Origin of the sequence: Curtobacterium sp. MCBD17_030 (assembly GCF_003224255.1) — a bacterium.
Taxonomy (GTDB): Bacteria; Actinomycetota; Actinomycetes; order Actinomycetales; family Microbacteriaceae; genus Curtobacterium.
On sequence record NZ_QKLI01000008.1, the window covers coordinates 17,805 to 40,680 of the forward strand.

Genomic DNA, 22,876 nt, shown 5'->3' on the forward strand with positions numbered 1-22,876 from the left:
GTGCCAGCTGGCACCGGGCCTCCCGTCCGTCAGGTGGTGCGGCTACACCGCGACCGGCGCGCGCTGGCCGACCGTCTCGCCGGCCGAGGCCGCCTGGGCGGCGGCAGCATCCGTCGCCGCCGGCGCCCGGCGCACCCACTTCTTCAGCGCCACGAGGACCAGCGCGGAGACGACCGTCCCCGCCAGGACCGCCACGATGAACATCCCGATGCCACCGATCGCGAAGAACACGAAGATCCCACCGTGCGGCGCCCGAGACGTCACGCCGGCGGCCATCGAGATCGCTCCCGTGACGGCAGCGCCGACCATCGACGCCGGGATGACCCGCAACGGGTCGGCGGCGGCGAACGGGATCGCACCCTCGGAGATGAACGAGGCGCCGAGCAGCCACGCGGCCTTGCCGTTCTCGCGCTCGGGCTTGGTGAAGCCGTTGCGGTAGAGCACGGTCGAGGCGAGCGCCAGGGCGAGCGGCGGGACCATGCCGGCGGCCATCACCGCGGCCATGATCTCGAACGGCACGACGTTGCTGGCGGACCCGGCACCGAGTCCGGCGACGGCGAACGCGTAGGCGACCTTGTTGACCGGGCCACCGAGGTCGAAGGCCATCATCAGGCCGAGGATGATCCCGAGCAGCACCGCCGAGGCTCCGGAGAGCGAGTTGAGGAACTCGGTCAGCTGGGTCATCAGCCAGGCGATCGGCCCGCCGAGCACCAGGAGCATGAGGCCGGAGGCGATGATCGACGCGAACAGCGGGATGATCACGACCGGCATCAGCCCGCGCAGCCAGCGCCACGTCGGGATCCGTCCGATCCAGTAGGCGGCTGCACCGGCGATGAGGCCACCCACCAGGCCGCCGAGGAACCCGGCGTTCATGAAGACGGCGATGGACCCGGCGACGAAGCCCGGCGCGATGCCCGGCCGGTCGGCGATCGCGTACGCGATGTACCCGGCGAGGGCGGCCACGAGGAACCCGAGCGACACCGAGCCGATCTGGAACGCCGCAGCGCCGAGGTAGTACCCGAGGCCCTGCGCCGGCAGGTCGAGGAGCGTGGAGTGCTGCAGCGTCCACACGGCGTTGTTGACACCGTCGTCGCCGTGCGTCAGTGCGATGCCGTAGCCGGACAGCAGGAAGCCGAGCGCGATGAGGAGCCCGCCGCCCGCGACGAACGGGATCATGTACGAGACGCCGGTGAGCAGCCAGCGCTTCAGCGACTGCCCGAAGTGCTCGTCCTTCGCGGTGCTGGTACCGGCCTCGGCGGCGGAGCCGGAGACCCGTGCGGCCTTGGGGTCGTCGGCGGCGCGGAGGGCCTCGGCGATCATCGCGTCCGGCTCGTCCACGCCGCGCTTGACGGGGCCGGACACGAGCGGCTTGCCGGCGAAGCGGCTGCGGTCGCGGACGTCCACGTCGACCGCGAAGACGACGGCGTCGGCGCGGGCGATGAGGGCCGGGTCGAGCGGCTCCACCTGGGACGACCCCTGCGTCTCGACGTGCATCTCGGCGCCCGCACGCTGGGCGGCGGCGACCAGGGCGTCGGCGGCCATGTAGGTGTGCGCGATGCCGGTCGGGCACGCGGTGACCCCGACGATGACCTTGCGGCGCCCGCCGGTGCCGGAGGTGTCGCTGTCGACGACGTGGGTGTCCGCGCCGGAGGTGGGGCGGGCCTCCTGGCCAACGGCGGTGCCGGCCGGGGTACCGGAGGCTCGTCCAGCGGTGCCGACGCCGGCTGCGGCGACCTCGCCGCTCACCTCGCGGTCGACCAGGTCGACGATGTCCTGCGGTGTCGTCGCGGCGCGGAGGGCGGCCGTGAAGTCATCGCGGATCAGCGCCCGGGCGAGGGTGGAGAGGACGGTGAGGTGGTCCTTGTCGGCGCCGTCCGGCACCGCGATCATGAAGACGACGTCGGCGTCCCCGTCCGGTGCACCGAACGGCACCGTCCGCGCCAGGCGGGTGAACGCCAGCGTGGGAGCGGTGACCGAGGTCGACCGGGCATGCGGGATGGCGATGCCGCCGGGGACGCCGGTGCCGACGCTCGCCTCGCGGGCGATCGCGTCGGCGGCGAGGGTGTCACCGGAGGCGGCTCGACCGGTCGCGGCGATGCGGTCGGCGAGGACGCGGATGACGTCGGACGAGGTGGCGCCGAGGTCCTCGTCGAGGCCGACGAGGTCGACACCGATCAGGTCGGCGCCGTCGCCGGCGCCGGTGGTGTGCGCAGCGGACATGGGTTGCTCCTTCGCAGGTGGCGCGGTGCGCCGGGCTGTGCTGGTGGGACGAGTGATCGGACCCGACCGGCCCGGGGTCCGAGGTCGTGGCCGGACCGACGGGACGACGGACCGTGTGGTCAGGCGCCGTGCGGGACGGGGACGGACGGGCGGTGCCCGGCCGGTGTCGGCGGTGTGCCGAGGCGGTGGACGACGATCGCGTCCGGGTCGGTGGCGTCGAGTGCCGGGACGTCGCTGCCGGGCAGTCCGGCGGCGGCGGCACCGGTGGCGACGGCCTGGGCGAGTCGACGCTCGGGCGGGGCACCGGCGACCTCGGCGAGCAGGTACCCGGCGAGCGCCGAGTCCCCCGCACCGACCGTGGAGCGTGCCGTGATGCGCGGGGCGGCGGCGCTCCAGGAACCGGTGCCGTCGACGAGGACGGCGCCCGCGCTGCCGAGCGTGAGCAGGACCGTGTCGACTCCGCGCTCCCGGAGGCGTGCGGCTGCGGCTGCGGCGCGCTCCGGGTCCTGCTCGTACTGCTCCGGGTCGCCGCCGACGACCTCGGCGAGCTCCTCGGCGTTCGGCTTGACCAGGTCGACCCGTTCCCCGGACTGCAGCAGCGCGGTGAACGGCACGCCGGAGGAGTCGACCGCGATCCGGACGTCGTCGCCGTGCCGGGCGCGGACGGCGCGGACGAGCACCGCGAGGGCGTCGTCGGGCAGCCCGGGCGGCAGGGACCCGGCGAACACGACCCACCGGGCGGCCGGACCGGTCGGCGTCGGCCCCGCGGTGGTGGCGACGAGTTCCGCCAGGTCGTCCAGGCGCCCGGCGAGCGAAGGACCCGGCTCGTTGAGCTTCGTGGTGGTCCCGGTCGGTTCGGTCACGGTGACGTTCGAGCGGAGCGCGGCACCGATCGGGAGCGCGGCGGTCGGGATGCCCCGGGCAGCCAGGCCGACGAGCACCGGGTCGAGCTCGTCGCCCGGCAGGACCGCGACGGTGTCCCCGCCGCTGGCGACGACGACCCGGGAGACGTTGACGCCCTTGCCGCCGGGCTCCCCCGTGGAACGGGTGGCCCGCTGCACGGCACCACGCTGGAGTTCCCCGGCCAGTTCGATCGTCCGGTCGAGCGAGGGGTTCGGCGTGACGGTGACGATGCGGCCGGTCATGCGACGACGACCTCGACGTCGGCGTCGGCGAGTGCTCCGGCGAGGTCGGCGGGCGGCGCCTGGTCGGTGACGACGGTGTCGATCTCGTCGAGGCGGGCGAAGCGCATCAGGGCTTCCACCCCGTGCTTGGCGGCGTCGGCGAGCACCACGCTGCGTCGGGAGGCGAGGACGTACGCGGCCTTCACCGCGGCCTCGTACTCGTCGGGTGTGCTCAGGCCGAAGCCCGCGGACAACCCGTTCGTCCCGATGAACGCGACGTCGGGTCGGAGTGCCCCGATCTGGTCGACGGTGGCGGTCCCGACGGCGGCACTCGTGACGCCACGGACCCGACCGCCGAGCAGGTGCAGCTCGACGTGGTCGCTGTGCTGCAGGGTGCTGGCGATCGGGACCGAGTTCGTGATCACGGTGATCGTCGCTCCGGCCCGCTCGGGCTCCCACCGGGCGAGTTCCGCGGCGACGGCACCGCTGGTGGTGCCGGCGTCGAGGGCGATCGACCCGGTGAAGGTGGGCGGCACCAGGCGCATCGCGGCACGGGCGATCGCGGTCTTCTCCCGCCCGTGCTGCCCCTCGCGTTCGGCGACGCTCAGCTCGACGAGGCTGGACCGTTCGACCGAGACCGCGCCGCCGTGCACGCGGCGCAGGACCCCGGCCTGCTCGAGGGCGTCCAGGTCGCGGCGGACGGTCTCGGTGGTGACGTCGAAGTGCGCGGCGAGGTCGGTGACGGACACGCGGCCGGCGGTCTGCAGTGCGGCGGCGATGGCGTCGTGCCGCTCGGTTGCGTACATGCCCGAACTCCTTCGTTCCCGTGGGTTTCGAGCACTGTACGCAGCAAACCCACTCGAACGCAACTGTTCTGTACTGAAACCAACATGATCCCAACACGGGAAGGAGGCCCGGTGCCGGTCCGCCGAACCGGCACCGGGCCTCCAGACCGTCGCGTCCGGCAATCGGGTCGGGGTGGTCCGGTCAGGCTGCTGCGAGCGCGCTCGTCGGTGGGATCCGCGCGGCCTGCGCGGCGGGGTAGAGCCCGGAGACCCCGCCGATCAGCACCGTCGCACCGAGTCCGCCGGCGACCGCCCAGAGCGGCACCGCGATCGGCCAGCCCTGCGCCAGAGCGAAGACGACGGTGGCGCCGAGCCCGATCACCACCCCGGCGACGCCGCCGAGGAACGACAGCAGCAGCGACTCGACGAGGAACTGGTTCCGGATGTCCCGCCGTCTCGCTCCGAGCGCGCGGCGGACGCCGACCTCGGCCCGACGCTCCAGCACGGTGATCACCATCGTGTTCGCGACACCGATCCCGCCGACCAGGAGCGCGACCCCACCGATCCCGACCAGCAGGCCCGTGAAGGAGTCGTCGGTGGCGTTCTTCGCGGCGAGCGCGTCCGAGGGCCGTGTGACCCCGACGTCCTGGGGGGCTGCCGGACTGACCACCCGGGCGAGCAGGTCGCGCGCCGGGGCCACCCGATCCGGGTCGACGCGGGTGTACACGGCGGTGGGGTGCCCGTCGAAGCCCAGCGCGGCCGCGAGGTCCCGCGGCACGAAAGCCTGGTTGTCGAGGTCGGGCGCGAGTTCCAGCGGCCGGAGGACCCCGACGACCTGCAGCCATCGGCCACCGGTCCAGACGCGACTGTCCGTCGTCACCTGGTCGATCCCGAGCGCGTGTGCCGCGGCCGCTCCGAGCACGACCTGCGGCGGTGCGTCCGGAGCCGTGTCGAGCCAGCGCCCGGACGCCAGCGACCCGCCGAGGACCTCGGGCACGTCTCCCCAGGTCCCCAGCACGCCGATGCCCTTCGTCTCGGCGGGCGGGATGAACGGGTTCCGGTACACCCGGCCGTCGTCGGCCCGGCCGACCCCCGCTGCGGCGAGCACGTCCTCCTGCCGACGGACCGAGTCGACCGCGGTGACCGGGAGCGGGGGCGTCTCGCCGAACGACTCGGCCTCCGTCACGGTGAGCACGTTCGTGCCGAGCGCGTCGAGGACCCGGTCGAGCGCGGCCTTGCTCGACGAGGAGATGCCGACGACCGCGATCATCGCCGCGATGCCGATGGCGATGCCCAGGGCGGACAGGACCACCCGGGTCGGACGGGTCCGGAGCCCGAACACCCCGAGTCGGAGCAGGTCGCCGGAGCCCAGGGTGCGTCGCGTGGCCGTCGCGGGGCCGGCGGTCATCGGTCGGCCTCGATCGCGGGGGCGAGCTCGACGGGACCCGCCGGTGTGTCGCGTGGGCCGGCGTCACGTGGGCCGGCGACACGTGGGCCGGCGTCACGTGGGCCGGTGTCACGTGGGCCGGTGTCGTGCGCACCGGAGTCGTCCTCCACCGCACCGTCACGCATCCGGACCTGGCGTGGGAGGGCCGCGGCGAGTTCCCGGTCGTGGGTGATGACGACCACCGTGGTGCCGGCGGCGTTGAGCTCCCGCAGCACGCCGAGGACCGCGGTGCCGGAGGCCGTGTCGAGCGCACCGGTCGGCTCGTCCGCCAGCAGCACGGTCGGTTCCCCGACGATCGCCCGCGCGATCGCGACGCGCTGGCGCTCGCCACCGGAGAGCTGGTTCGGCAGGTGGTCGGTCCGGTGTCCCAGGCCGACGCGCTCCAGCGCCGTCACGGCCCGCCGCATCCGCTCCCGCCGGTGTGTGCCCGTGTAGAGCAGCCCGTCTGCGACGTTCTCGGCGGCGCTGGCTCCGGCCTGCAGGTGGAAGTGCTGGAAGACGAAACCGATGTGCTCGGCGCGCAGGGCGGAGAGCGCGTCGTCCGTCATCGCGCCGACGTCCCGGCCGGCGACTTCCACCCTGCCGGAGGTCGGACGGTCGAGCGTGCCCATGACGTTGAGCATCGTGGACTTCCCCGAACCGGAGGGTCCGACCACGGCGACGAGTTCGCCGCGGTCGATCCGGAGCGAGACGCCGCGGAGCGCCCGGACCTCGCCGTGGGTGCGGGTGACGTCCGTGAGCACCAGCACGGCGTCCGACCCGGACCGGGCCGGCACCGGCGGTGCGGGTACGGGTACGGGTACGGGTACGGGCAGGACGGGCACGGCGCCGTTCACGAGGGCACCACCACGCGCGCACCCTCGTCCAGGTCTCCCGTGACCGCCGCGCGCCCGTCCGCCACGAGACCGACCTCGACCGGGACCCGCTCGGCCGACCCGTCCCGATCGACGACCTCGACCGCGTACCCCGAACTCCCACGGGCGACCAGTGCCGAGACGGGCACGGAGAGCACGTCCCGCTCGGTCCGCCCCTCGGCGACCACCTGCGCCGAGGCCGCTGCGGGCAGCCGTCGGTCGCCGGCGTCGAACGCCACGGTGACGTCGACCTCGTCCCGGCCGTCCTCGGTCTCGGCCGGGGTCGCGTCGGTGACCGACCCCGGCATCGCGCCGCCGGCGCCGTTGACGAGCACCCGGACGCGTCTCCCCACGCCGAGCTGTCCGGCGTCCCGCGCGGGGACCCGCACCGAGACGACACGGTGCGTGCTCGTCACCTGCAGGACGTCGCCGCCGACCGGCTGCCCGAGCTGCCCCACGACCGAGGCGACACGCACCGCACCGTCGACGAAGGCGATCTGATCGCCGTCCACGACCCCGGTGACGGGCAGCCCGCGGTCCCGCTGCCACTGGCGGACGGCGGCCCCGGTCCGGGCGCCGAACACGTCGTCGGCGGGGACGTCGTACCCGAGGGCGGCCAGGTTCTCGGTGAGTTGCCGGACGTCGGCGCCCCGGGCACCGGCGCGAAGTGACCGCCAGAGCGGTGTCGTGCCGTACAGGGCGCGGACGGGTCGCTCGTCCACGGCGTAGAGCGGTTCGTCGCGGTGGACGACCTGGCCGGGCTGCGGCAACCAGGTGAGCGTGCCGCTCGCTGCCCCGGGTACCGAGGTGGGCGTGCCGTAGCCGAGCGCGCCCGCGATGGTCCGGGTCTCGACGAGGTCGCCCTGCTCCACCGGCACCGTCGTCGTGCCGTGGCGGTCCCCATCCGACTGCGGAGCACTCGCCCGCGTCGCGGCACCGTCCGCTGCGGTGGCGAGCGACCAGGTGGCGGTGCCGACGGCGAGTGCGCCGACCAGGCAGGCGCTGGCGATGCCGATCAACCGCGTCCGGCGGCTCATCCGGCGTCCTGCGTCTTCGTGTCGGGCGAGTACCGCTGCAGGCACTCGTCGACCAGCTGCTGGAACCCCGGCTCGGCCGCCGGCGGGTAGGTCGACTCGTCGAACGACAGGGTGCCAGGCCGCTGTTCCGGGAAGTCCGGGTAGGCGTCCCGGACGCAGGAGGCGACCTGGTCGTACTCCCGTCGCCACTGTTCCTTCGCGGCAGAGTCGGCGCGCTGCACACCGAGTTCGGTGGCGCAGGAGTCAGCCGCGGTGCCGAACTCCTCCTGGTCGACGCTCTGCGGGGCGACCACGGAGCCGGAGCGGACCTGGTCATCGCTCGGGTCCTGGACGTCGAAACCCGCGGATCGCATGCAACTGCCCCACTGTGCACCGAGCCCCGCCGCTGCGGTCGTGCTGTCGGGATCGGGTGCTCCGCCGCCGGCACACCCGGTCAGGCCGGAGGCCAGGCCCAGCGCGAGGACGGCGGTGACGAGGATCCGTGTCGGAGGTCGGTTCGTTGTTCGCATGCCACCAGGACAGCGGACGGGCTGTTTCGTCAGCGGTCCCCGGGAGGAGACACCGACGAAACACCGTCGGCCGCCGACCCCGCGTGCACCCGGACCGTCAGCCCGCCGGCAACCCGTGGATCGACCGCGAGCGACCACCCGTGCGCCTGCACGACGGTCGCCACGATCGACAGGCCGAGGCCGCTGTGCCGCCTCCCGCTGTGCGACCGTTCCGGGGGCTCGTCGGAACGGTCCGGTGAGCGTCGCCACGGCGCCGGCGGTGAGCAGCGGCCCGGAGTTCTCCACCGTCAGGGTGCCGGCTGTGACGTCGACGTGGACGAACCCGCCGGGGACGTTGTACTCGAGGGCGTTGTCGACGAGGTTCCGCAGCAGCTGACGGAACAGGACCGGTTCGGCGAGCACGGTCCGGCCGGGAGGCTCGCCCACCGTCCGCCAGGTGAGCGTCACCCCGGCATCGGTCGCGGCGCGGAGGTGCTCCGCCACGACCTCCGCCGTCGTCGCGGCCAGGTCGACCGACACCGTCTGCCCGCCCAGATCACGTTCCGCCTCGGCCAGCACGAGGAGCGACTCGACGAGGTGCTCGGTCCGCCGGTTCTGCTCGAGCAGTTCGGTCCGCGCCGCCGAGACCTCGTCCGGGCCGGCGTCGTCCGGCAGGCCGATCTGGATCGCGGCGCGCTGGACGGCGAGCGGCGTCCGGAGCTCGTGTGCGGCCTGCGCCACGAACCGCCGTTGGCTCGCGAACGACGCCTCGAGCCGGTCGAGGAGTTCGTCGATCGTCCGCGAGAGACGTCGGAGTTCGTCGTCCGGCCCGTCGAGGCCGAGGCGCTCGTGCAGCGTCGACGCGGACAGCCGCCTGGCTGTGGCGGTGATCCGGTCCACGGGTGCGAGCATCCGCCGCGCGAGGACCCATCCCGTGGCGCCGGCCAGGACGCCGGCGCCGGCGACGCCGAGCACGGTCCAGCGCCACTGCAGGTCGGCGACCGCCGACACGGTCACCGCCGCCACGGTGCCGGCCTGCCCACCCCCGCTCCGGTCGGCCTGACGCTCCAGCACCACCTGTCCGAGCGATGCCTGCGACCCGAGGTTCACGACGGTGATCGCGGCCGCAGCGAGCGCCATGGACGTGACGGCGAACGCGAGCGCGGTGCGGGTCCGGATGCTCCCGACACGCCTCACAGCGCGTAGCCGGAGCCGGGCACGGTGCGGATCGGGTCCGGTGCACCGAGCTTCCTCCGGAGCTTCGACATCGTCACCCGCACGGCCGCGGTGAACGGGTCGACGTTCGCGTCCCAGACCTTCTCGAGCAGCTCCTCGGCGGCGACGATCCGCCCGTCTGCTCGCAGCAGGACCTCGAGCACGCCGAGCTCCTTGCTCGTCAGGACGAGCGGACGCCCGTCGCGGGTGACCATCCGCCGGTTCGAGTCAAGCACGATGCCGTCCCGCTCGAGCACGGGAGCCACCGGCGCGCCGCTCCGCCGACCGAGTGCCCGGACGCGTGCGACGAGCTCCGGGTACTCGAACGGTTTCGTCAGGTAGTCGTCCGCACCGAGTTCGAGACCGTTCACCCGGTCGGTGAGCGTGGACGCCGCGGTGAGCATGAGCACCCGGGTGAGGGAAGCACGGGCGGTGGTCCGGCGAGCGACCTCGTCGCCGTGCATCCCCGGGACGTCCCGGTCGAGCACGACGACGTCGTAGTCGTTCACCGACAGGAGCTCGTCGGCGTCGTCGCCGCGGTACGCCACGTCGACGGCCATGTCCTGCCGCTGCAGGCCCCGGACGATCAGGTCGGCCAGCGGGATCTCGTCGTCCACCACCAGTACGCGCATCGCGGTACCGTACGGTGGAATGCTACATGTTCGCTGGGTGGATCAGCGGGACCGGTCACGCAGACTCAGGCGCACCGTCCGACTCGTAGGGGACCTCGCCGTCGCGACTGACCCCGGCGCGCTGCCGGTAGGACAGGTGTCCGCCCAGGTACCCACCGACGCTGACGACCGTCAGTCCCGCGAACCCGAGGAGCTTCCCGGCCCCGGTGTTGCCGCGCTTCCGCTGCAGCCAGGAGAACCCGTAGAGCGTCAGCCCGACCCAGTTGACCGCCTGGTGCACCCACCCCGTGCGGAGCTGCTCGCGGTCCAGCGCCGACCAGTCCACGTAGCCGGCGACGCTCGCGCTGCCCGCGGAGACGACACCGACGCCGACCAGGGTCTTCGCGGCCTTGGCGTTGCCACGACCGCCGACCAGGTCGAGGACCGCTGCGGAGATCCAGGCGCCGAGCGGCACCTGCACCATGAGCGGGTGGATCGGGTGCCCGAACGGGACGCCGTGCAGCAGTTGCCGCAGGGCGCGTGGCCGCGCCAGTGCGCGCACCACCTTCCGGTCGAGGTCGACGGCTTTGTCGAGGACGCTGGCGTGTTCGATGGATTCGGTCAGGCGGCGCAGGGCGCGGATCTCCGGCATGCTGCCGAACCTAGGCCTGCGGGCCCGCACCGGTCTCAGGGACCGGCGCGGGCCCGGGTCGACGGCCGATCGCTACTCCGCGACGACCTCGTCCACCTCGCCGACCGCGAACGGCTCGACCAGCAGGCCCTCGCCGTCGTCCGCGACGTCCACGCGGACGGTGTCGCCGTCCCGGACGTCGCCGGCCAGGATCGCCCGCGCCAGCTGGTCGTCGATCTGCCGCTGCATGAGGCGGCGGAGCGGCCGGGCACCGTACGCCGGGTCGTGCCCGCGTTCGGCGAGCCAGGTCCGCGCGGCCGGCGTGACCGCGAGCTCCAACCGTCGGTCGGACAGGCGTCGGGCGAGCCGGTCGACCGAGATCGAGACGATCTGCCCCAGGTCGTCCTGCGTGAGCGCCTGGAACACCACGATGTCGTCGAGGCGGTTGACGAACTCCGGCCGGAATGCCTGCCGGACCAGGTCGCGGACGGAGTCCTCGCGCTGCTCGGGCGTCAGCGTGCTGTCGGTGAGGAACTGCGACCCGAGGTTCGAGGTGAGGATCAGGATCGTGTTCCGGAAGTCGACCGTCCGGCCCTGACCGTCGGTGAGCCGTCCGTCGTCGAGCACCTGCAGCAGCACGTCGAAGACCTCGGGGTGGGCCTTCTCGACCTCGTCGAGCAGGATCACCGAGTACGGACGGCGCCGGACGGCTTCGGTGAGCTGCCCGCCGGCCTCGTACCCGACGTACCCGGGCGGGGCACCGATCAGCCGTGCGATCGAGTGCTTCTCGCCGTACTCGCTCATGTCGATGCGGACGAGTGCTTTCTCGTCGTCGAACAGGAACTCGGCGAGCGCCTTGGCCAGCTCGGTCTTGCCGACACCGGTGGGCCCGAGGAACAGGAACGAGCCGGTCGGCCGGTCCGGGTCGGAGATGCCGGCACGGGTGCGGCGGACCGCTTCCGACACGGTGCCGACCGCGGTGCGCTGCCCGATGATCCGGCGGCCGAGCTCGGTCTCCAGGTGCAGGAGCTTCTCGGTCTCGCCCTGCAGCAGACGTCCCATCGGGATGCCCGTCCACTGGGCGATCACGGCGGCGATGTCCTCGTCGGTGACGCTGTCGTTCACCATCCGCTCACCCTGCTCGGCCTGTTCGGCGGCCGCGAGTTCGGCTTCGATCCGGGGCTTCTCGGCGTACTCGAGCCGCGAAACCAGCTCGTAGTCAGCCTCCCGCTGCGCCCGCTGGGACCGCATGTTGAGGTCGTCGAGCTCTTGCTTGAGTTCGCCGATGCGGTTGAGGTTCGCGCGCTCGGCCTGCCACCGGGCCTCGAGCGCGGCGAGCCGCTCGCCTCGCGAGGCCAGTTCGTCGCGGAGGGTGGCGAGCCGGGCCTTCGAGGCGTCGTCCTTCTCCTGCTTCAGGGCGAACTCCTCCACCCGCAGCCGGTCGACGCTCCGCTTGAGCTCGTCGATCTCGACGGGGCTCGAGTCGATCTCCATCCGGAGTCGTGACGCTGCCTCGTCGATCAGGTCGATCGCCTTGTCCGGCAGCTGTCGCCCCGCGATGTACCGGTTGGACAGCGCCGCGGCCGCGACGAGCGCCTGGTCGTTGATCGTCACCTTGTGGTGCGCCTCGTAGCGCTCCTTGAGCCCGCGGAGGATGGCGATGGTGTCCTCGACGCTCGGCTCCCCCACGTACACCTGCTGGAACCGCCGTTCGAGGGCAGCGTCCTTCTCGATGTACTCGCGGTACTCGTCGAGCGTCGTCGCGCCGATGAGTCGGAGTTCGCCGCGGGCGAGCATCGGCTTGAGCATGTTCGACGCGGCGACCGAGCCCTCGCCACCGCCGGCGCCCATCAGGGTGTGCAGCTCGTCGATGAAGGTGATGACCTGGCCGTCGGCGTCGTTGATCTCCTTGAGGACGGCCTTCAGCCGCTCCTCGAACTCACCGCGGTACTTCGCGCCGGCGATGAGCGCCGAGATGTCGAGCGAGACGAGCCGCTTGTCCTTGAGCGAGTCGGCGACGTCACCGGCGACGATCCGCTGCGCGAGCCCCTCGACGACGGCGGTCTTGCCGACGCCGGGTTCTCCGATGAGCACGGGGTTGTTCTTGGTCCGACGGGTCAGCACCTGCGAGACCCGGCGGATCTCGGCGTCGCGGCCGATCACCGGGTCGAGCTTGCCGCTCCGCGCGATCGCCGTGAGGTCGACGCCGTACTGTTCGAGCGCCGTCTTCTGCTTCTCCTGCGAATCCGGCGCGCCCTGGAGGTTCGCCATGCGTTCCGTCCTTCCGTTGCGGTGGTCGTGTGGTCAGGTCCTCGGACTCAGTTGAGTCCTGATGACTCAAGTTTACTCCACGGGTGTGGATTCCGCGGGCTCGTTCCGGATGCCGACTGCGCTGACGACGGCGCCCGCCGCGAGCAGCAGCGCCATCACGACCATCGCCCGGTGCAGTCCGTCGACACTGACCTCGCCGCCGAGGAACACTCCGGCGAGCGCGACCGTCACCAGGCCCGCGATCCGCGCGATCGCGTTGTTGACCGCCGAGCCCGCCCCGGCCTCGTCCTGCGGGACGGACCCGAGGACGGCACTCGTCAGCGGCGTGACCATCGTCGCGATGCCCGCCCCGACCAGGACGAGCCCCGGCAGGACCGACCACCAGTACCCGGCTGGGTCGTCATCGGCGAGGAGCATGAGCAGCGCCCCGACCGCCGCGATCGCCGGCCCTGCCGCCATGAACCAGCGTGGCCCGAACCGGCCGGAGAGCGACCCGACGGTGGTCGACAGCGCCAGGAGCATCAGGGTCGGGGGCAGGGTCGCCAGCCCGGCGACCCACGCCGGGAAGCCCCAGACCTCCTGCAGGAACAGGGTCACGACGAAGAACACCATCCCGAGCGCCCCGTAGATGGAGAGCGTCGCGAGGTTGCCGACGGTGAAGTTCCGCGCGCGGAAGAGCCCGAGCGGCACGAGCGGCGCCCCCGAGGCACGGCTCACCCGGAGCTCCCACGGCACGAACGCCACCAGGGCGGCCCCGCCGAGCACGAGCGCACTGACGACCACCGGCGAACCCCACCCCAGTCGCTCCTGCTCGATGAGCCCCAGGACGACGCCGCCGACACCGACGACGGCGAGCACCGCTCCGACGAGGTCGACCCGGGCGTGCGCTCCCACGCGGACCTCGGTGGTGACGCGCCGGACGAGCGGGATCGTCACCGCGACGGGGACGGCGGTCAGCACGAAGATCCAGCGCCACCCGATGCCGTCCACCACGACGCCGCCGACGACCGGGCCCAGGATCATCGCCGCACTCGACCAGGCCGTCCACGCGCCGATCGCCTTCGCCTGCGCTCCACCGCGGAAGGCCGCCACGATCAACGCCAACGCGCTCGGGGTCACCAGCGCACCACCGACGCCCTGGAGCGCCCGGGCGACGATGAGCACCTCGCCGGACGGCGCGATCGCGCAGACGACCGAGGCGATGCCGAAGACGACGAGGCCCCACGTGATGATGCGCACTCGGCCGAACAGGTCCGAGAGCGAACCCGCGACCAGGATCAGCGACCCGAGGGTCACGAGGTACGCGTCCACCGTCCACTGCTGGACGACCAGCCCGCCGCCGAGCTCCGTCCGGATGGCGGGGAGGGCGACGTTCACGACGCTCGAGTCCAGTCCGACGACGAACGAGGCCAGGATCGCGACCAGGAGCACCAGGCGGCGGTCGTCGTGCAGGGGCGCTGTTGTCGCCGGGCGGTCTGCGGCGGCGGCGGACGTCATTGGGCCATCATGCGCCCATCGGTGGTCCGTCCGCGCCCCCGCGCAACCGGGCGTCGCCCGATGACGATGACAGCCCCCGTGCTCGTCGCACGTTGGCTGTCATCGGTCCCGGGGCCGGGATGCCGATGGATCGGCGGTCTAGAGGGAGCGGGAGTCGCCGTTCGGCGGCGTCGAGGGGCCGGGGCTCACGACCGGCTGCTGCACGCCGTTGCTGCTCGGGTACTGCGCCGTCGGCTGCTGGACGGGAGCGGCGGTGGTGTGCACCGGGGCGTTCGCGTCATACGCGGCGGCGTCCTGCCCGGCGGCTCCGGTCTTCTTGCGGTCGTCGGTGTCCATCTCCTTCTTGAAGACGTTGATCGACTGGCCGAGGCCCTTGGCGAGCGCCGGGAGCTTCGTCGCACCGAACAGCAGCAGCACGATGCCCAGGATGATCACCAGGTGGACTCCGGTGAGGCCTTGCAACATGATGACTCCTTCGGTACTGGAACTGGTCGCCGTCCGACCAGGCTTCCTGGTCGCGTTGCCCGGTCATCGTCGACCGACCCGGCGGTGTCCCGCTGTCCGTCCATGCTAACTCCCGCTGCCCGGGAAGCCCAGACGCCTGCGGCAACGGACACCGATCGTCCAGGGTCGCCGTGCATCCGGCAGCGTGGATCAGTAGGCGCCGCGCGATCGCAGCACCGACGGGACGGTCCGGGCCAGGATGACGAGGTCGTGCAGGAAGGACCAGTTCTCGACGTAGTGCAGGTCGAGCCGGACCCCCTCGGCCCAGTCCAGGTCCGAACGGCCGCTCACCTGCCAGAGCCCGGTGATGCCCGGAGTCACCAGCAGGCGACGCTCGGCGAAGTCCGCGTACACCGCGACCTCGCACGGCAGGGCCGGACGAGGCCCGACCAGGCTCATCGAGCCGGTCAGGACGTTCCAGAGCTGCGGCAACTCGTCGAGGGACGTACGACGGAGGAACGCCCCGACCCTGGTGACCCGCGGGTCGGCGTGCACCTTGAAGAGCGGGCCGGCACCCTCGTCCGCGGAGAGCAACTCGGCCTTCCGGGCCTCCGCGTCGACGCACATCGTCCGGAACTTGACGATCGGGAACTCCACGCCGCCGCGGCCGACTCGGTGCTGACGGAACAGGACCGGACCACCGTCATCGAGGCGGATCGCGACGGCGATGACCGCTGCCACCGGAGCGAGGACCAACAGTCCGCACGCGGCGCCGACGACGTCGAAGAGGCGCTTGCTCATCCGCCGCGTGTAGTCCGGCGTCTCGACGTGCATGAGCGGCAGACCGTCGACGGCGCGGTGGTGCACCCGTGCGGCAGCGACGTCGACGAGTGGCGAGGACACGACGAGTTCGACCCCCGCTCGCTCGAGTTCCCAGCCGAGTCGGCGCAGTCGTTCGTGGCCGCCAGCGATCGCCCCGGTGAAGACGACAGCGCCGACGGCCGTCTGGCCAGCGACCTGGAGGACGTCGTCGACACCGCCGAGCACGCTCGTCTCGGTCGGCCCGATCGCTGCCGACCGCCCGGACGGCAGCGTGTCGGTGAGGACGCCCCGCACGCGGTAGCCGGCCGCCGGGGTCGCGAGGATGCGGCTCCCGACGTACTCGACGTCGTCCAGGTCGCCCACGAGCAGGACGTCGACCAGGTGGTGGCCAGCGGCTCGGCGGTGGACGAGCACCGTGCGCCACGCCCTGCGGCCGAGGACGAGCAGGACGAGGGCGACCGGGAACGCGACGGCGACGTAGCCACGGGCGATGTCCAGGTCCAGCAGGAAGGCGGTCACGGCAAGCGCACCGCCCGTGGTGAGGCACGCGGTCAGCAGCCGTCGGTACTCGTCCCCGCCCAGACCGATGATGCGGGGGTCGCGGGTCCGCATCGTCGTGAGCAGCACCGCCCACAGCAGGACGGTCAGCGCCCCCACGAGCCAGCCGACGTCACCGTGCGACGTCGGCGTCTCCGACGGGGAGCGGACGGCCTGGGCGGTGACGAAGGCAGCGATCAGGACGAGCAGGTCCGTCACGGCCATGCCGATCCGGACCGCGCGGAGACGCGGGTGAGCGTGCGCGACGACGCTCTCGTCGACCGGACGGGTGAGGGTGTTGGACATCGGGCCTCCAGCTCGAGCACGGCCGTGCTGCGGCCGGCTTGCGTGGAACCGTCGTCACCGTGGTCACCACACAGGAGTCCAGCATATCACCCGGACATATCAGATGGCGATGGGTTCGTCGTCGGCCAGCACCCGGTCGAGCGTCCAGAGCACCGGCGCCGAGGTCAGGGCCGCAGCGTCCGCGCCCGTCACCCCGCCGACGCGGTACTCCACCCGCTCACCGGGCAGGAGCGTCATGAACCCACGGTCGACGGTGCCCGTCGGCGACACCCGGTCCGGCTGCACGAGCAGGTCCCGTACGAGCGAGTCCGCCTCCACGACCATCCGCACGCCGGAGCGGTCCGGCTCGTCCGAGACCGTCACACGGTAGTGCGCGGGCTGCCAGCGCATGTCCCGGTCCGGGGCGGGCGTCCAGACGGCCCGACGCCAGTCCATGTCCGCCACGACGAGCTCACCACGCGCATCCGCGACCACGCCGACGGAGGCCGGCAGGCGCACCACGGCGACCCCGGGGCCGTCGAGGACCACCGGCAGGTACTCCTCGGCCAGGATCTGCCCGGCGAGGTCGATCCGCCGCACCCGGACGACGGAGTCGATGCCGTTCCGCGACGAGCGGACCGCGACCTCGATCGGGGAGCCGGCCGTGTCGGGGACCGGCAGCTGCGCGGTCGGCGGGTGCGCGCCTCCCGACCGGTCGACCCGCTCCGCACCCGGGGCGAGCGGCGTCACTGCGGTGACCACGGTCGAGACCGGCCGGATCGTCACCAGCACGTCGTCGTACAGGCGGCGCAGTTCGTGCGCAAGCGGCTTGCGGCGGCCCGCGGAGTCGATGGCGGACCACGACGAGACCGACCACAGGTCGTTGAGCTGCCACACGATGACGCCGGTGTTGCGCGGCCAGTGCGTCCGCCAGTGCTCGACGCCGGTCGCGACGGCGCGGGACTGCTGCAGCTGCGTCAGCCAGTGCCACCGGTCGAAGTCCGACTCCCAGCCCTCGCCGAAGCGCGGCTCGAGGCCACGGGCCAACTTGCCCATGCCGTCGTCGGCCTTCTGGTGGTGCACCACACCCGGCGACGTCGGGGTCATCGGTTGGTCGGTCACGGCCTCGCGCAGGGTCCGCCAGGCGGGGGGCGCCTGCCAGCCGAACTCCGCAACGAAGCGCGGGACCGAGTCCCGGTAGTGCTCGTCGGACACCCGGTTCCAGACGTCCCACGAGTGGTGCGTCTCGTGGTCCACGTCGTTCGGTTCGAGCGACTCCGAGCCCGACCAGGGCGAGGCCACCGTGTAGAAGCGGGAGGGGTCCACCGCGTCCACGATCGTCGGCAGCAGGTCCAGGTAGTAGTCGAGTCCCCAACCGCGGTCGCCGAGTTCCTCGCCCCAGCCGTCGGCGTCGTGCAGCCAGATGTTCTCGTTGTTCCCGTTCCAGACCACCAGGGACGGGTGCCGCGACAGACGAGCGACGTTGTCCCGCGCCTCGGCGACGACCTCGCTGCGGATCGGCTCGATCTCGGGGTACGAGGCGCACGCGAACAGGAAGTCCTGCCACACGAGCAAACCCAGCTCGTCGCAGCGCTGGTAGAAGTCGTGCGACTCGTACACGCCGCCGCCCCAGACCCGGACGAGGTTCGCGTTCAGGGCCACGGCGGCGTCGAGGCGCTCGGCGTACCGCTCCTTCGTGACCCGCGAGACGATCACGTCGTCCGGGATCCAGTTCACCCCGCGGACGTCGATGACGGTGCTGTTCACACGGATCGCGAACGGCCGTCCGACGGAGTCCTCGGCCGTGTCGACGACCACCGAGCGGAAGCCCGTCCGGAACGACGAGCGGTCGAGCACGTCGCCGTCGACGGTCTGCAGGTGCACCTCGACGTCGTACAGCGGCTGCGGGCCGTACCCGCGGGGCCACCACAGTTCGGCGTCCGGGATCCGGACCGTCACGACGGCCTCGTCCTCCTTCGGCGTCACGGTGACGCGCGAGCGCTGCTTCGTCCCGTGGCCCGACACCGTGACGACGAGCACGAGGTCGTCGTCCTCACCGTCCTGGTCCAGGTCGTTCATGCCGGAGCGCTCGAACGCGACGTGCGCGTCGAGGACACCCTCGCCGGCCTCGACGTCCACGAGGGGCCGGACGTCACGCAGCCGAGCGGTGGACCAGCGCTCGATGGCGACCGGGCGCCACGGCCCGCTCGTGACGGCGGTCAGGCCCCAGTCCCAGCCGAAGTTCGAGGCCATCTTGCGCACGTACGGGAACGGCTCGTCGTAGGGCCCCGGCATCGTGCCCGCACGCGCTGCCACCCGCTCGGCCTCGCGGTACGGCGACTCGAACAGGATCTCGAGTTCGCGGTCGGTGCTGGCGTTCGTGCCGTCGGTCATGTCGAGCAGATCGAACCGGTAGCGCCGGTGCATGTTGCGCGTCGTGCCGACCTGCACGCCGTCGAGGGTCAGGGTGGCGACGGTGTCCAGGCCGTCGCAGACCAGGTCGACCCGCTCGAACCCGCGCGGGTCCACGTCGACGGTCCGGCGGTACAGCCAGTCGGTCTGCCCGACCCATGCCGTCGTCGCTTCGTTGCGGTCGGAGGTCGGGTCCGGCAGCAGCCCCTCGCGCTCGAGGTCGGTGTGCACCTGGCCCGGGACGGTCGCCGTGAGCGCCCGGCCACGGACGGCGTCGGGGACGCTCCCGCGTCCCCCTTCCTCAGCCGCGGACACGGTCCAGTCGTCGCGGAGTTCCTCGCGTTCGAGGGTCATGCGGGTCCTTCTCTGCTGGGGGTCGGTCCGCGTCGACCGCGGTCCGGGACGTCGTCCCCCGGTCCGCCACCCCCGTCGGCCACGGCCGGGAGGCTCGGCACCGGTCCCCCGGCGGTCGTCGCGTCACGCACGTGGATCGACGGGCGACCGCACGCGGGATGCTCGGTGATGCTAGTACGGCTGTCCGTCATCCAGGTCCGGAACCGGTCCACGTCGTCCCGAGTGCGCGAGGAGAGCGCGATCCCGGCCCCGCGCCTCCCGGTCGACTCCGACGGTCGAGTGCCAGGCTGGAGCGCATGATCAGTGTCGAACTCGCCCGCTCCCTGCGTGACGCCGGTCTCCGGTGGCACCCGGAGACCGGCGACCGCTTCGTGATCGACAAGCCGGGGGTCGACGACGACGTCTACACGGTGTCGGAGATGACCGTCGAGCGGCACGACCACCCCACCGGCACGTTCCTGGGCTTCAACGGGACGACGGAGTGGGCGCTCGACTCGGTCTCGGCCGCCGAGTCGCTGTGGCTGCCCCGGGAGGACCAGCTCCGGGAACTCCTCGGTCCGTCGTTCGTGAGGCTCACCCGTGTGTCCGGGCCGGACGACCGGACAGTGTGGACGGTGACGGCCGTGATCACCGGCGAGGACCGCTCCTTCGCGGCCGCCGACCCGGCGATCTCCTACGCGCAGGCGTTGGCCGCCTACATCACCGCCGCGCTCGAGTAGCACCGGGACGGACCAGCCCGCCTGGGAACCCGGGGACGACTCGTGGGGCCACGGGTGTTGTCTGGAGGCATGACCGTTCCGAACATCACGCTCAACGACGGACGCACGATCCCGCAGCTCGGCTTCGGCGTCTTCCAGATCGACCCCTCCGAGACGAAGGCAGCGACCCTCGCCGCGCTCGAGGTCGGCTACCGCCACATCGACACCGCCGAGATGTACGGCAACGAGAAGGAGGTCGGCGAGGCCATCGCCGAATCCGGCATCGACCGCTCGGAGATCTTCGTCACCTCGAAGCTCAACAACGGCTTCCACGCCCCCGAAGCAGCCCTGGAGAACGGCAGGAAGTCGGCCGAGCTGCTCGGTGGCTACACCGACCTGTTCCTCATCCACTGGCCGCTGCCGACCGTCTCGGACTTCGTCCCGACGTGGAAGGCGCTCGAGGAGCTCTACGCCGCCGGCACCGCTCGCTCCATCGGCGTCTCGAACTTCCAGGCGCACCACCTGCGCCGACTCATCGCCGAGACGACCGTGACGCCCGCCGTGAACCAGATCGAGGTGCACCCGTACCTGACGCAGGACGAGCTGCGCGCGGTGGACACCGAGCTCGGCATCGCGACCGAGGCCTGGTCACCGATCGCGCAGGGCCTCGTGCTCGACGACGAGACCATCACCCGCATCGCCGGTGCCACGGGCAAGACCCCGGCACAGGTGGTCCTCCGCTGGCACATCCAGCGCGGCGACATCGTGTTCCCGAAGTCGGTCACCCGTTCGCGCGTCGAGGAGAACTTCGCGATCTTCGACTTCGAGCTCTCGGACGAGGACATGACCGACATCTCGACGCTCGACAAGGGGCACCGCACGGGCCCCGACCCCGACACGTTCGACTTCGTCCCGGCCTGATCCATCGCGGAACGAGGAGAGCCCCGGCCCGATGGTCGGGGCTTTCGTACGTTCCGGCGACGTGCGCGGATGCGCATTGCATTCGAGATATCACCAGCATATTGCATGCAACATACAGCCTGTCCATGCGCTCCGCGTGGACAGGAAGGGAACCATGCGCAAGATCAACCGAGCCACCGCCGGAGCAGCCTTCGGCCTCGTGCTCGCCGCCGGCTTCGTCCCGGCCGTCGCCTCCGCCGCGACCGCATCGTCGGACGCCCCCGCGATCCCGGGTGCGACCGCCGAGCGCCCGATCACGGACAGCCGCACCAGCATCGCGAAGATCCAGGGGGTGGCCGCCCAGGACGAGCGGAACGGCAACCGCCTGTTCGTCACCAGCCAGGCCACCCCGGAGGCCCAGGTCACGAGCACCGTCGCGAACGGCACGCTGAAGATCGTCGATGCGTCCGGGAACGTGCTCTGCATCGGCTCGGCGGCGGCGGACCGACCGAACCTCTACAGCTGCGAGCTCGAACCGCTCGTCTCCGGTCCGCAGACGATCACGGCAGCCGTCGTGAAGGCGAACGGCACCTACAGCACGCCCACCCAGGCGGAACTCGACGCGTACGCCGCGACACCGACCATCCAGTCGGTGACCCGGGACGGCGACGACCTTGTCGTGGCCGGGCACACCAACCGGGAGGCCCGGGTCGAGTCCTCGATCGACCGCACCTCCGTGCTCACCGAGACGGACACGGACACCGACGGCAGCTTCCGGATCCGGATCCCGGGCGGCGCCACCGCCGAGCAGGCCTTCGTCCGCACGGTGAACGACGCCATCCCGGCGGACACCCACGACCACGACGAGTTCGCGACGAGCAACTGGGCCCTGGCGTCCACTGACTCCGAAGCCGGCTCGGGCGAAGAGACCCCCGCACCCGGCGACGGCTCCGGCGAAGAGGCCCCCGCACCCGGCGACGGCTCCGGCGAGGCCCAGGCGCCGGTCTACGACGTCACGAGCCCCGCCGCCGGTGCGACGGTCCGGACGGCGCAGCCGACCTTCACCGGCCACGGCCGCCCCGACGGTCGCGTCGCCGTCCAGACCGCGAGCGGCGAGACGCTCGGGGTCGCGACCGCCGACGCCGACGGCAGCTGGGAGGTCACCCTCGAGGGCACGCTCCAGCTCGGCGGCAACGACATCGCCGTCTCGTTCGAGAACCCCGACGGCAGCTGGACGAAGCGTGTCACCCAGGAGGTCACCCGCGTCGCACGGACCGATGCCTTCCGGATCACGACGCCGGCCGATGGTTCGACGGTCACCGACCCGCGGCCGACGATCGAGGGCGCCACGGTCGGCTCGTACCGCCGCATCTCGGTGCAGGACGAGAACGGCACGACCTACGCGTTCGGGTCCTCCGACGCCGAGGGTGACTTCCGGCTCACCTTCGACGAGGACCTCCGTGAGGGCGTGAACACGCTCTCGGTGCAGTACCAGGAGCAGGGCGGCAAATGGGCGTCCTCCCCGTACACGCTGCACTACGACACGGACGCCGGCGAGGAGCCGGGCTCCGGCGAGGAGCCGGGCTCCGGCGAGGGCGAACAGCCCGGCGGCGGCGACGGCGACGAGACCCCGGCCCCGGCCGAGGTCCAGGTCAGCACGACGCGCCTCGATGACGCCGACGTGGTACTCGGCCTCTCCGGCGCCGAGGGCACGGAGGTCACCGTCGTCGCGAACGGCGTGACCGAGCGCGTCACGATCGGAGACCAGGGCCTGGCGTCCGTCGTCGTGCCGGCACCTGCGGCGACGACCACGACGGCGCACGTCACCTCGACGAACGGCGACCGTTCGGCGGAGCAGGACGTCGTGATCGGCGACGGAGCGCACCCGTCCGACCAGGTGACGGCCGCGGTCGTCAGCTCCAGCGCGCTGACCGGCAGCGCCGAGATCGACGCCTGGGGCCCGGCCTCCGGCATCGGCGGGCTGCAGGCGGAGGACGCCGACGGCAACCTCCTCGCCTACGGCACCATCGGCGCGGACGGCGCCGGGCACCTGACGGTGACCGGCCTGACCGCGGGCGAGCACGTCCTCACGATCGTCTCGGGCGGGCTCTCGACCCAGGTCACCGTCACCATCTGACGCTGACCGTTGCGACGGCCCCGTCCTGCCGACGCAGGACGGGGCCGTCGTCCGTCATCCGGGCCTCCCGTGCCGGTGACTCACCACGTCTGGCGCGCTGGCTCCAC

General features: G+C 72.3%; 17 protein-coding genes. 3 read left to right on the forward strand and 14 right to left on the reverse strand.

Annotation, left to right across the window (positions count from 1 at the left end):
* Nucleotides 1–42: 42 nt before the first annotated feature.
* From DEI89_RS09090 to DEI89_RS09155, 14 genes are all read right to left on the reverse strand, one after another.
* Nucleotides 43–2,220, reverse strand: a complete 2,178-nt coding sequence (locus DEI89_RS09090; protein WP_110903732.1) for a fructose-specific PTS transporter subunit EIIC — start codon at nucleotides 2,218–2,220, stop codon at nucleotides 43–45.
* 119 nt (nucleotides 2,221–2,339) lie between these two features.
* Nucleotides 2,340–3,365 carry a 1-phosphofructokinase family hexose kinase gene (locus DEI89_RS09095; RefSeq protein WP_110903733.1) on the reverse strand — a complete coding sequence of 342 codons (1,026 nt, stop codon included), beginning with the start codon at nucleotides 3,363–3,365 and terminating at the stop codon, nucleotides 2,340–2,342.
* Nucleotides 3,362–4,150, reverse strand: coding sequence for a DeoR/GlpR family DNA-binding transcription regulator (locus DEI89_RS09100; RefSeq protein WP_110903734.1), 789 nt, complete (start codon nucleotides 4,148–4,150; stop codon nucleotides 3,362–3,364). Before DEI89_RS09100 ends, DEI89_RS09095 begins: the two co-directional genes overlap by 4 nt.
* A 181-nt stretch (nucleotides 4,151–4,331) precedes the next feature.
* Nucleotides 4,332–5,537 (reverse strand): ABC transporter permease, encoded by a 1,206-nt coding sequence (locus DEI89_RS09105; RefSeq protein WP_110903735.1) that lies wholly within the window; start codon nucleotides 5,535–5,537, stop codon nucleotides 4,332–4,334.
* Complete coding sequence (locus tag DEI89_RS09110; RefSeq protein ID WP_220033213.1) at nucleotides 5,534–6,352, reverse strand: ABC transporter ATP-binding protein; 819 nt, start codon at nucleotides 6,350–6,352, stop codon at nucleotides 5,534–5,536. Before DEI89_RS09110 ends, DEI89_RS09105 begins: the two co-directional genes overlap by 4 nt.
* A gap of 56 nt (nucleotides 6,353–6,408) precedes the next feature.
* Nucleotides 6,409–7,467: an efflux RND transporter periplasmic adaptor subunit gene (locus tag DEI89_RS09115; protein WP_110903736.1), complete on the reverse strand. Its 1,059-nt coding sequence runs from the start codon at nucleotides 7,465–7,467 to the stop codon at nucleotides 6,409–6,411.
* Nucleotides 7,464–9,152 carry a HAMP domain-containing sensor histidine kinase gene (locus DEI89_RS09120; protein ID WP_110903737.1) on the reverse strand — a complete coding sequence of 563 codons (1,689 nt, stop codon included), beginning with the start codon at nucleotides 9,150–9,152 and terminating at the stop codon, nucleotides 7,464–7,466. The genes DEI89_RS09115 and DEI89_RS09120 overlap by 4 nt, the downstream gene beginning before the upstream one ends.
* Complete coding sequence (locus tag DEI89_RS09125; protein WP_110903738.1) at nucleotides 9,149–9,802, reverse strand: response regulator transcription factor; 654 nt, start codon at nucleotides 9,800–9,802, stop codon at nucleotides 9,149–9,151. Before DEI89_RS09125 ends, DEI89_RS09120 begins: the two co-directional genes overlap by 4 nt.
* A gap of 55 nt (nucleotides 9,803–9,857) precedes the next feature.
* Nucleotides 9,858–10,433 (reverse strand): DUF2231 domain-containing protein, encoded by a 576-nt coding sequence (locus DEI89_RS09130; protein ID WP_110903739.1) that lies wholly within the window; start codon nucleotides 10,431–10,433, stop codon nucleotides 9,858–9,860.
* A 72-nt stretch (nucleotides 10,434–10,505) separates the two neighbouring features.
* Entirely contained in the window at nucleotides 10,506–12,683 is a 2,178-nt protein-coding gene (locus DEI89_RS09135; protein ID WP_110903740.1) for an ATP-dependent Clp protease ATP-binding subunit, read from the reverse strand.
* Nucleotides 12,684–12,755: 72 nt separating this feature from the next.
* Complete coding sequence (locus tag DEI89_RS09140; RefSeq protein WP_110903741.1) at nucleotides 12,756–14,180, reverse strand: MFS transporter; 1,425 nt, start codon at nucleotides 14,178–14,180, stop codon at nucleotides 12,756–12,758.
* Between the two features lie 138 nt (nucleotides 14,181–14,318).
* Nucleotides 14,319–14,645, reverse strand: coding sequence for a twin-arginine translocase TatA/TatE family subunit (tatA, locus tag DEI89_RS09145; RefSeq protein ID WP_110903742.1), 327 nt, complete (start codon nucleotides 14,643–14,645; stop codon nucleotides 14,319–14,321).
* A 189-nt stretch (nucleotides 14,646–14,834) separates the two neighbouring features.
* Complete coding sequence (locus DEI89_RS09150; protein ID WP_110903743.1) at nucleotides 14,835–16,289, reverse strand: sugar transferase; 1,455 nt, start codon at nucleotides 16,287–16,289, stop codon at nucleotides 14,835–14,837.
* A gap of 99 nt (nucleotides 16,290–16,388) precedes the next feature.
* Nucleotides 16,389–19,034, reverse strand: coding sequence for a glycoside hydrolase family 2 protein (locus DEI89_RS09155; protein WP_110903744.1), 2,646 nt, complete (start codon nucleotides 19,032–19,034; stop codon nucleotides 16,389–16,391).
* Between the two features lie 296 nt (nucleotides 19,035–19,330).
* Between DEI89_RS09155 and DEI89_RS09160 the strand changes: the two genes are divergently transcribed.
* The 3 genes from DEI89_RS09160 (at nucleotide 19,331) to DEI89_RS09170 (ending at nucleotide 22,769) form a co-directional block, all read left to right on the forward strand.
* A complete protein-coding gene (locus DEI89_RS09160) occupies nucleotides 19,331–19,753 on the forward strand; it encodes a pilus assembly protein CpaE (protein WP_110903745.1) in 423 nt (140 codons plus the stop codon).
* A gap of 69 nt (nucleotides 19,754–19,822) precedes the next feature.
* Entirely contained in the window at nucleotides 19,823–20,653 is an 831-nt protein-coding gene (locus DEI89_RS09165; RefSeq protein ID WP_110903746.1) for an aldo/keto reductase, read from the forward strand.
* A gap of 154 nt (nucleotides 20,654–20,807) precedes the next feature.
* Nucleotides 20,808–22,769 (forward strand): Ig-like domain-containing protein, encoded by a 1,962-nt coding sequence (locus DEI89_RS09170; protein WP_110903747.1) that lies wholly within the window; start codon nucleotides 20,808–20,810, stop codon nucleotides 22,767–22,769.
* Nucleotides 22,770–22,876 lie beyond the last annotated feature (107 nt).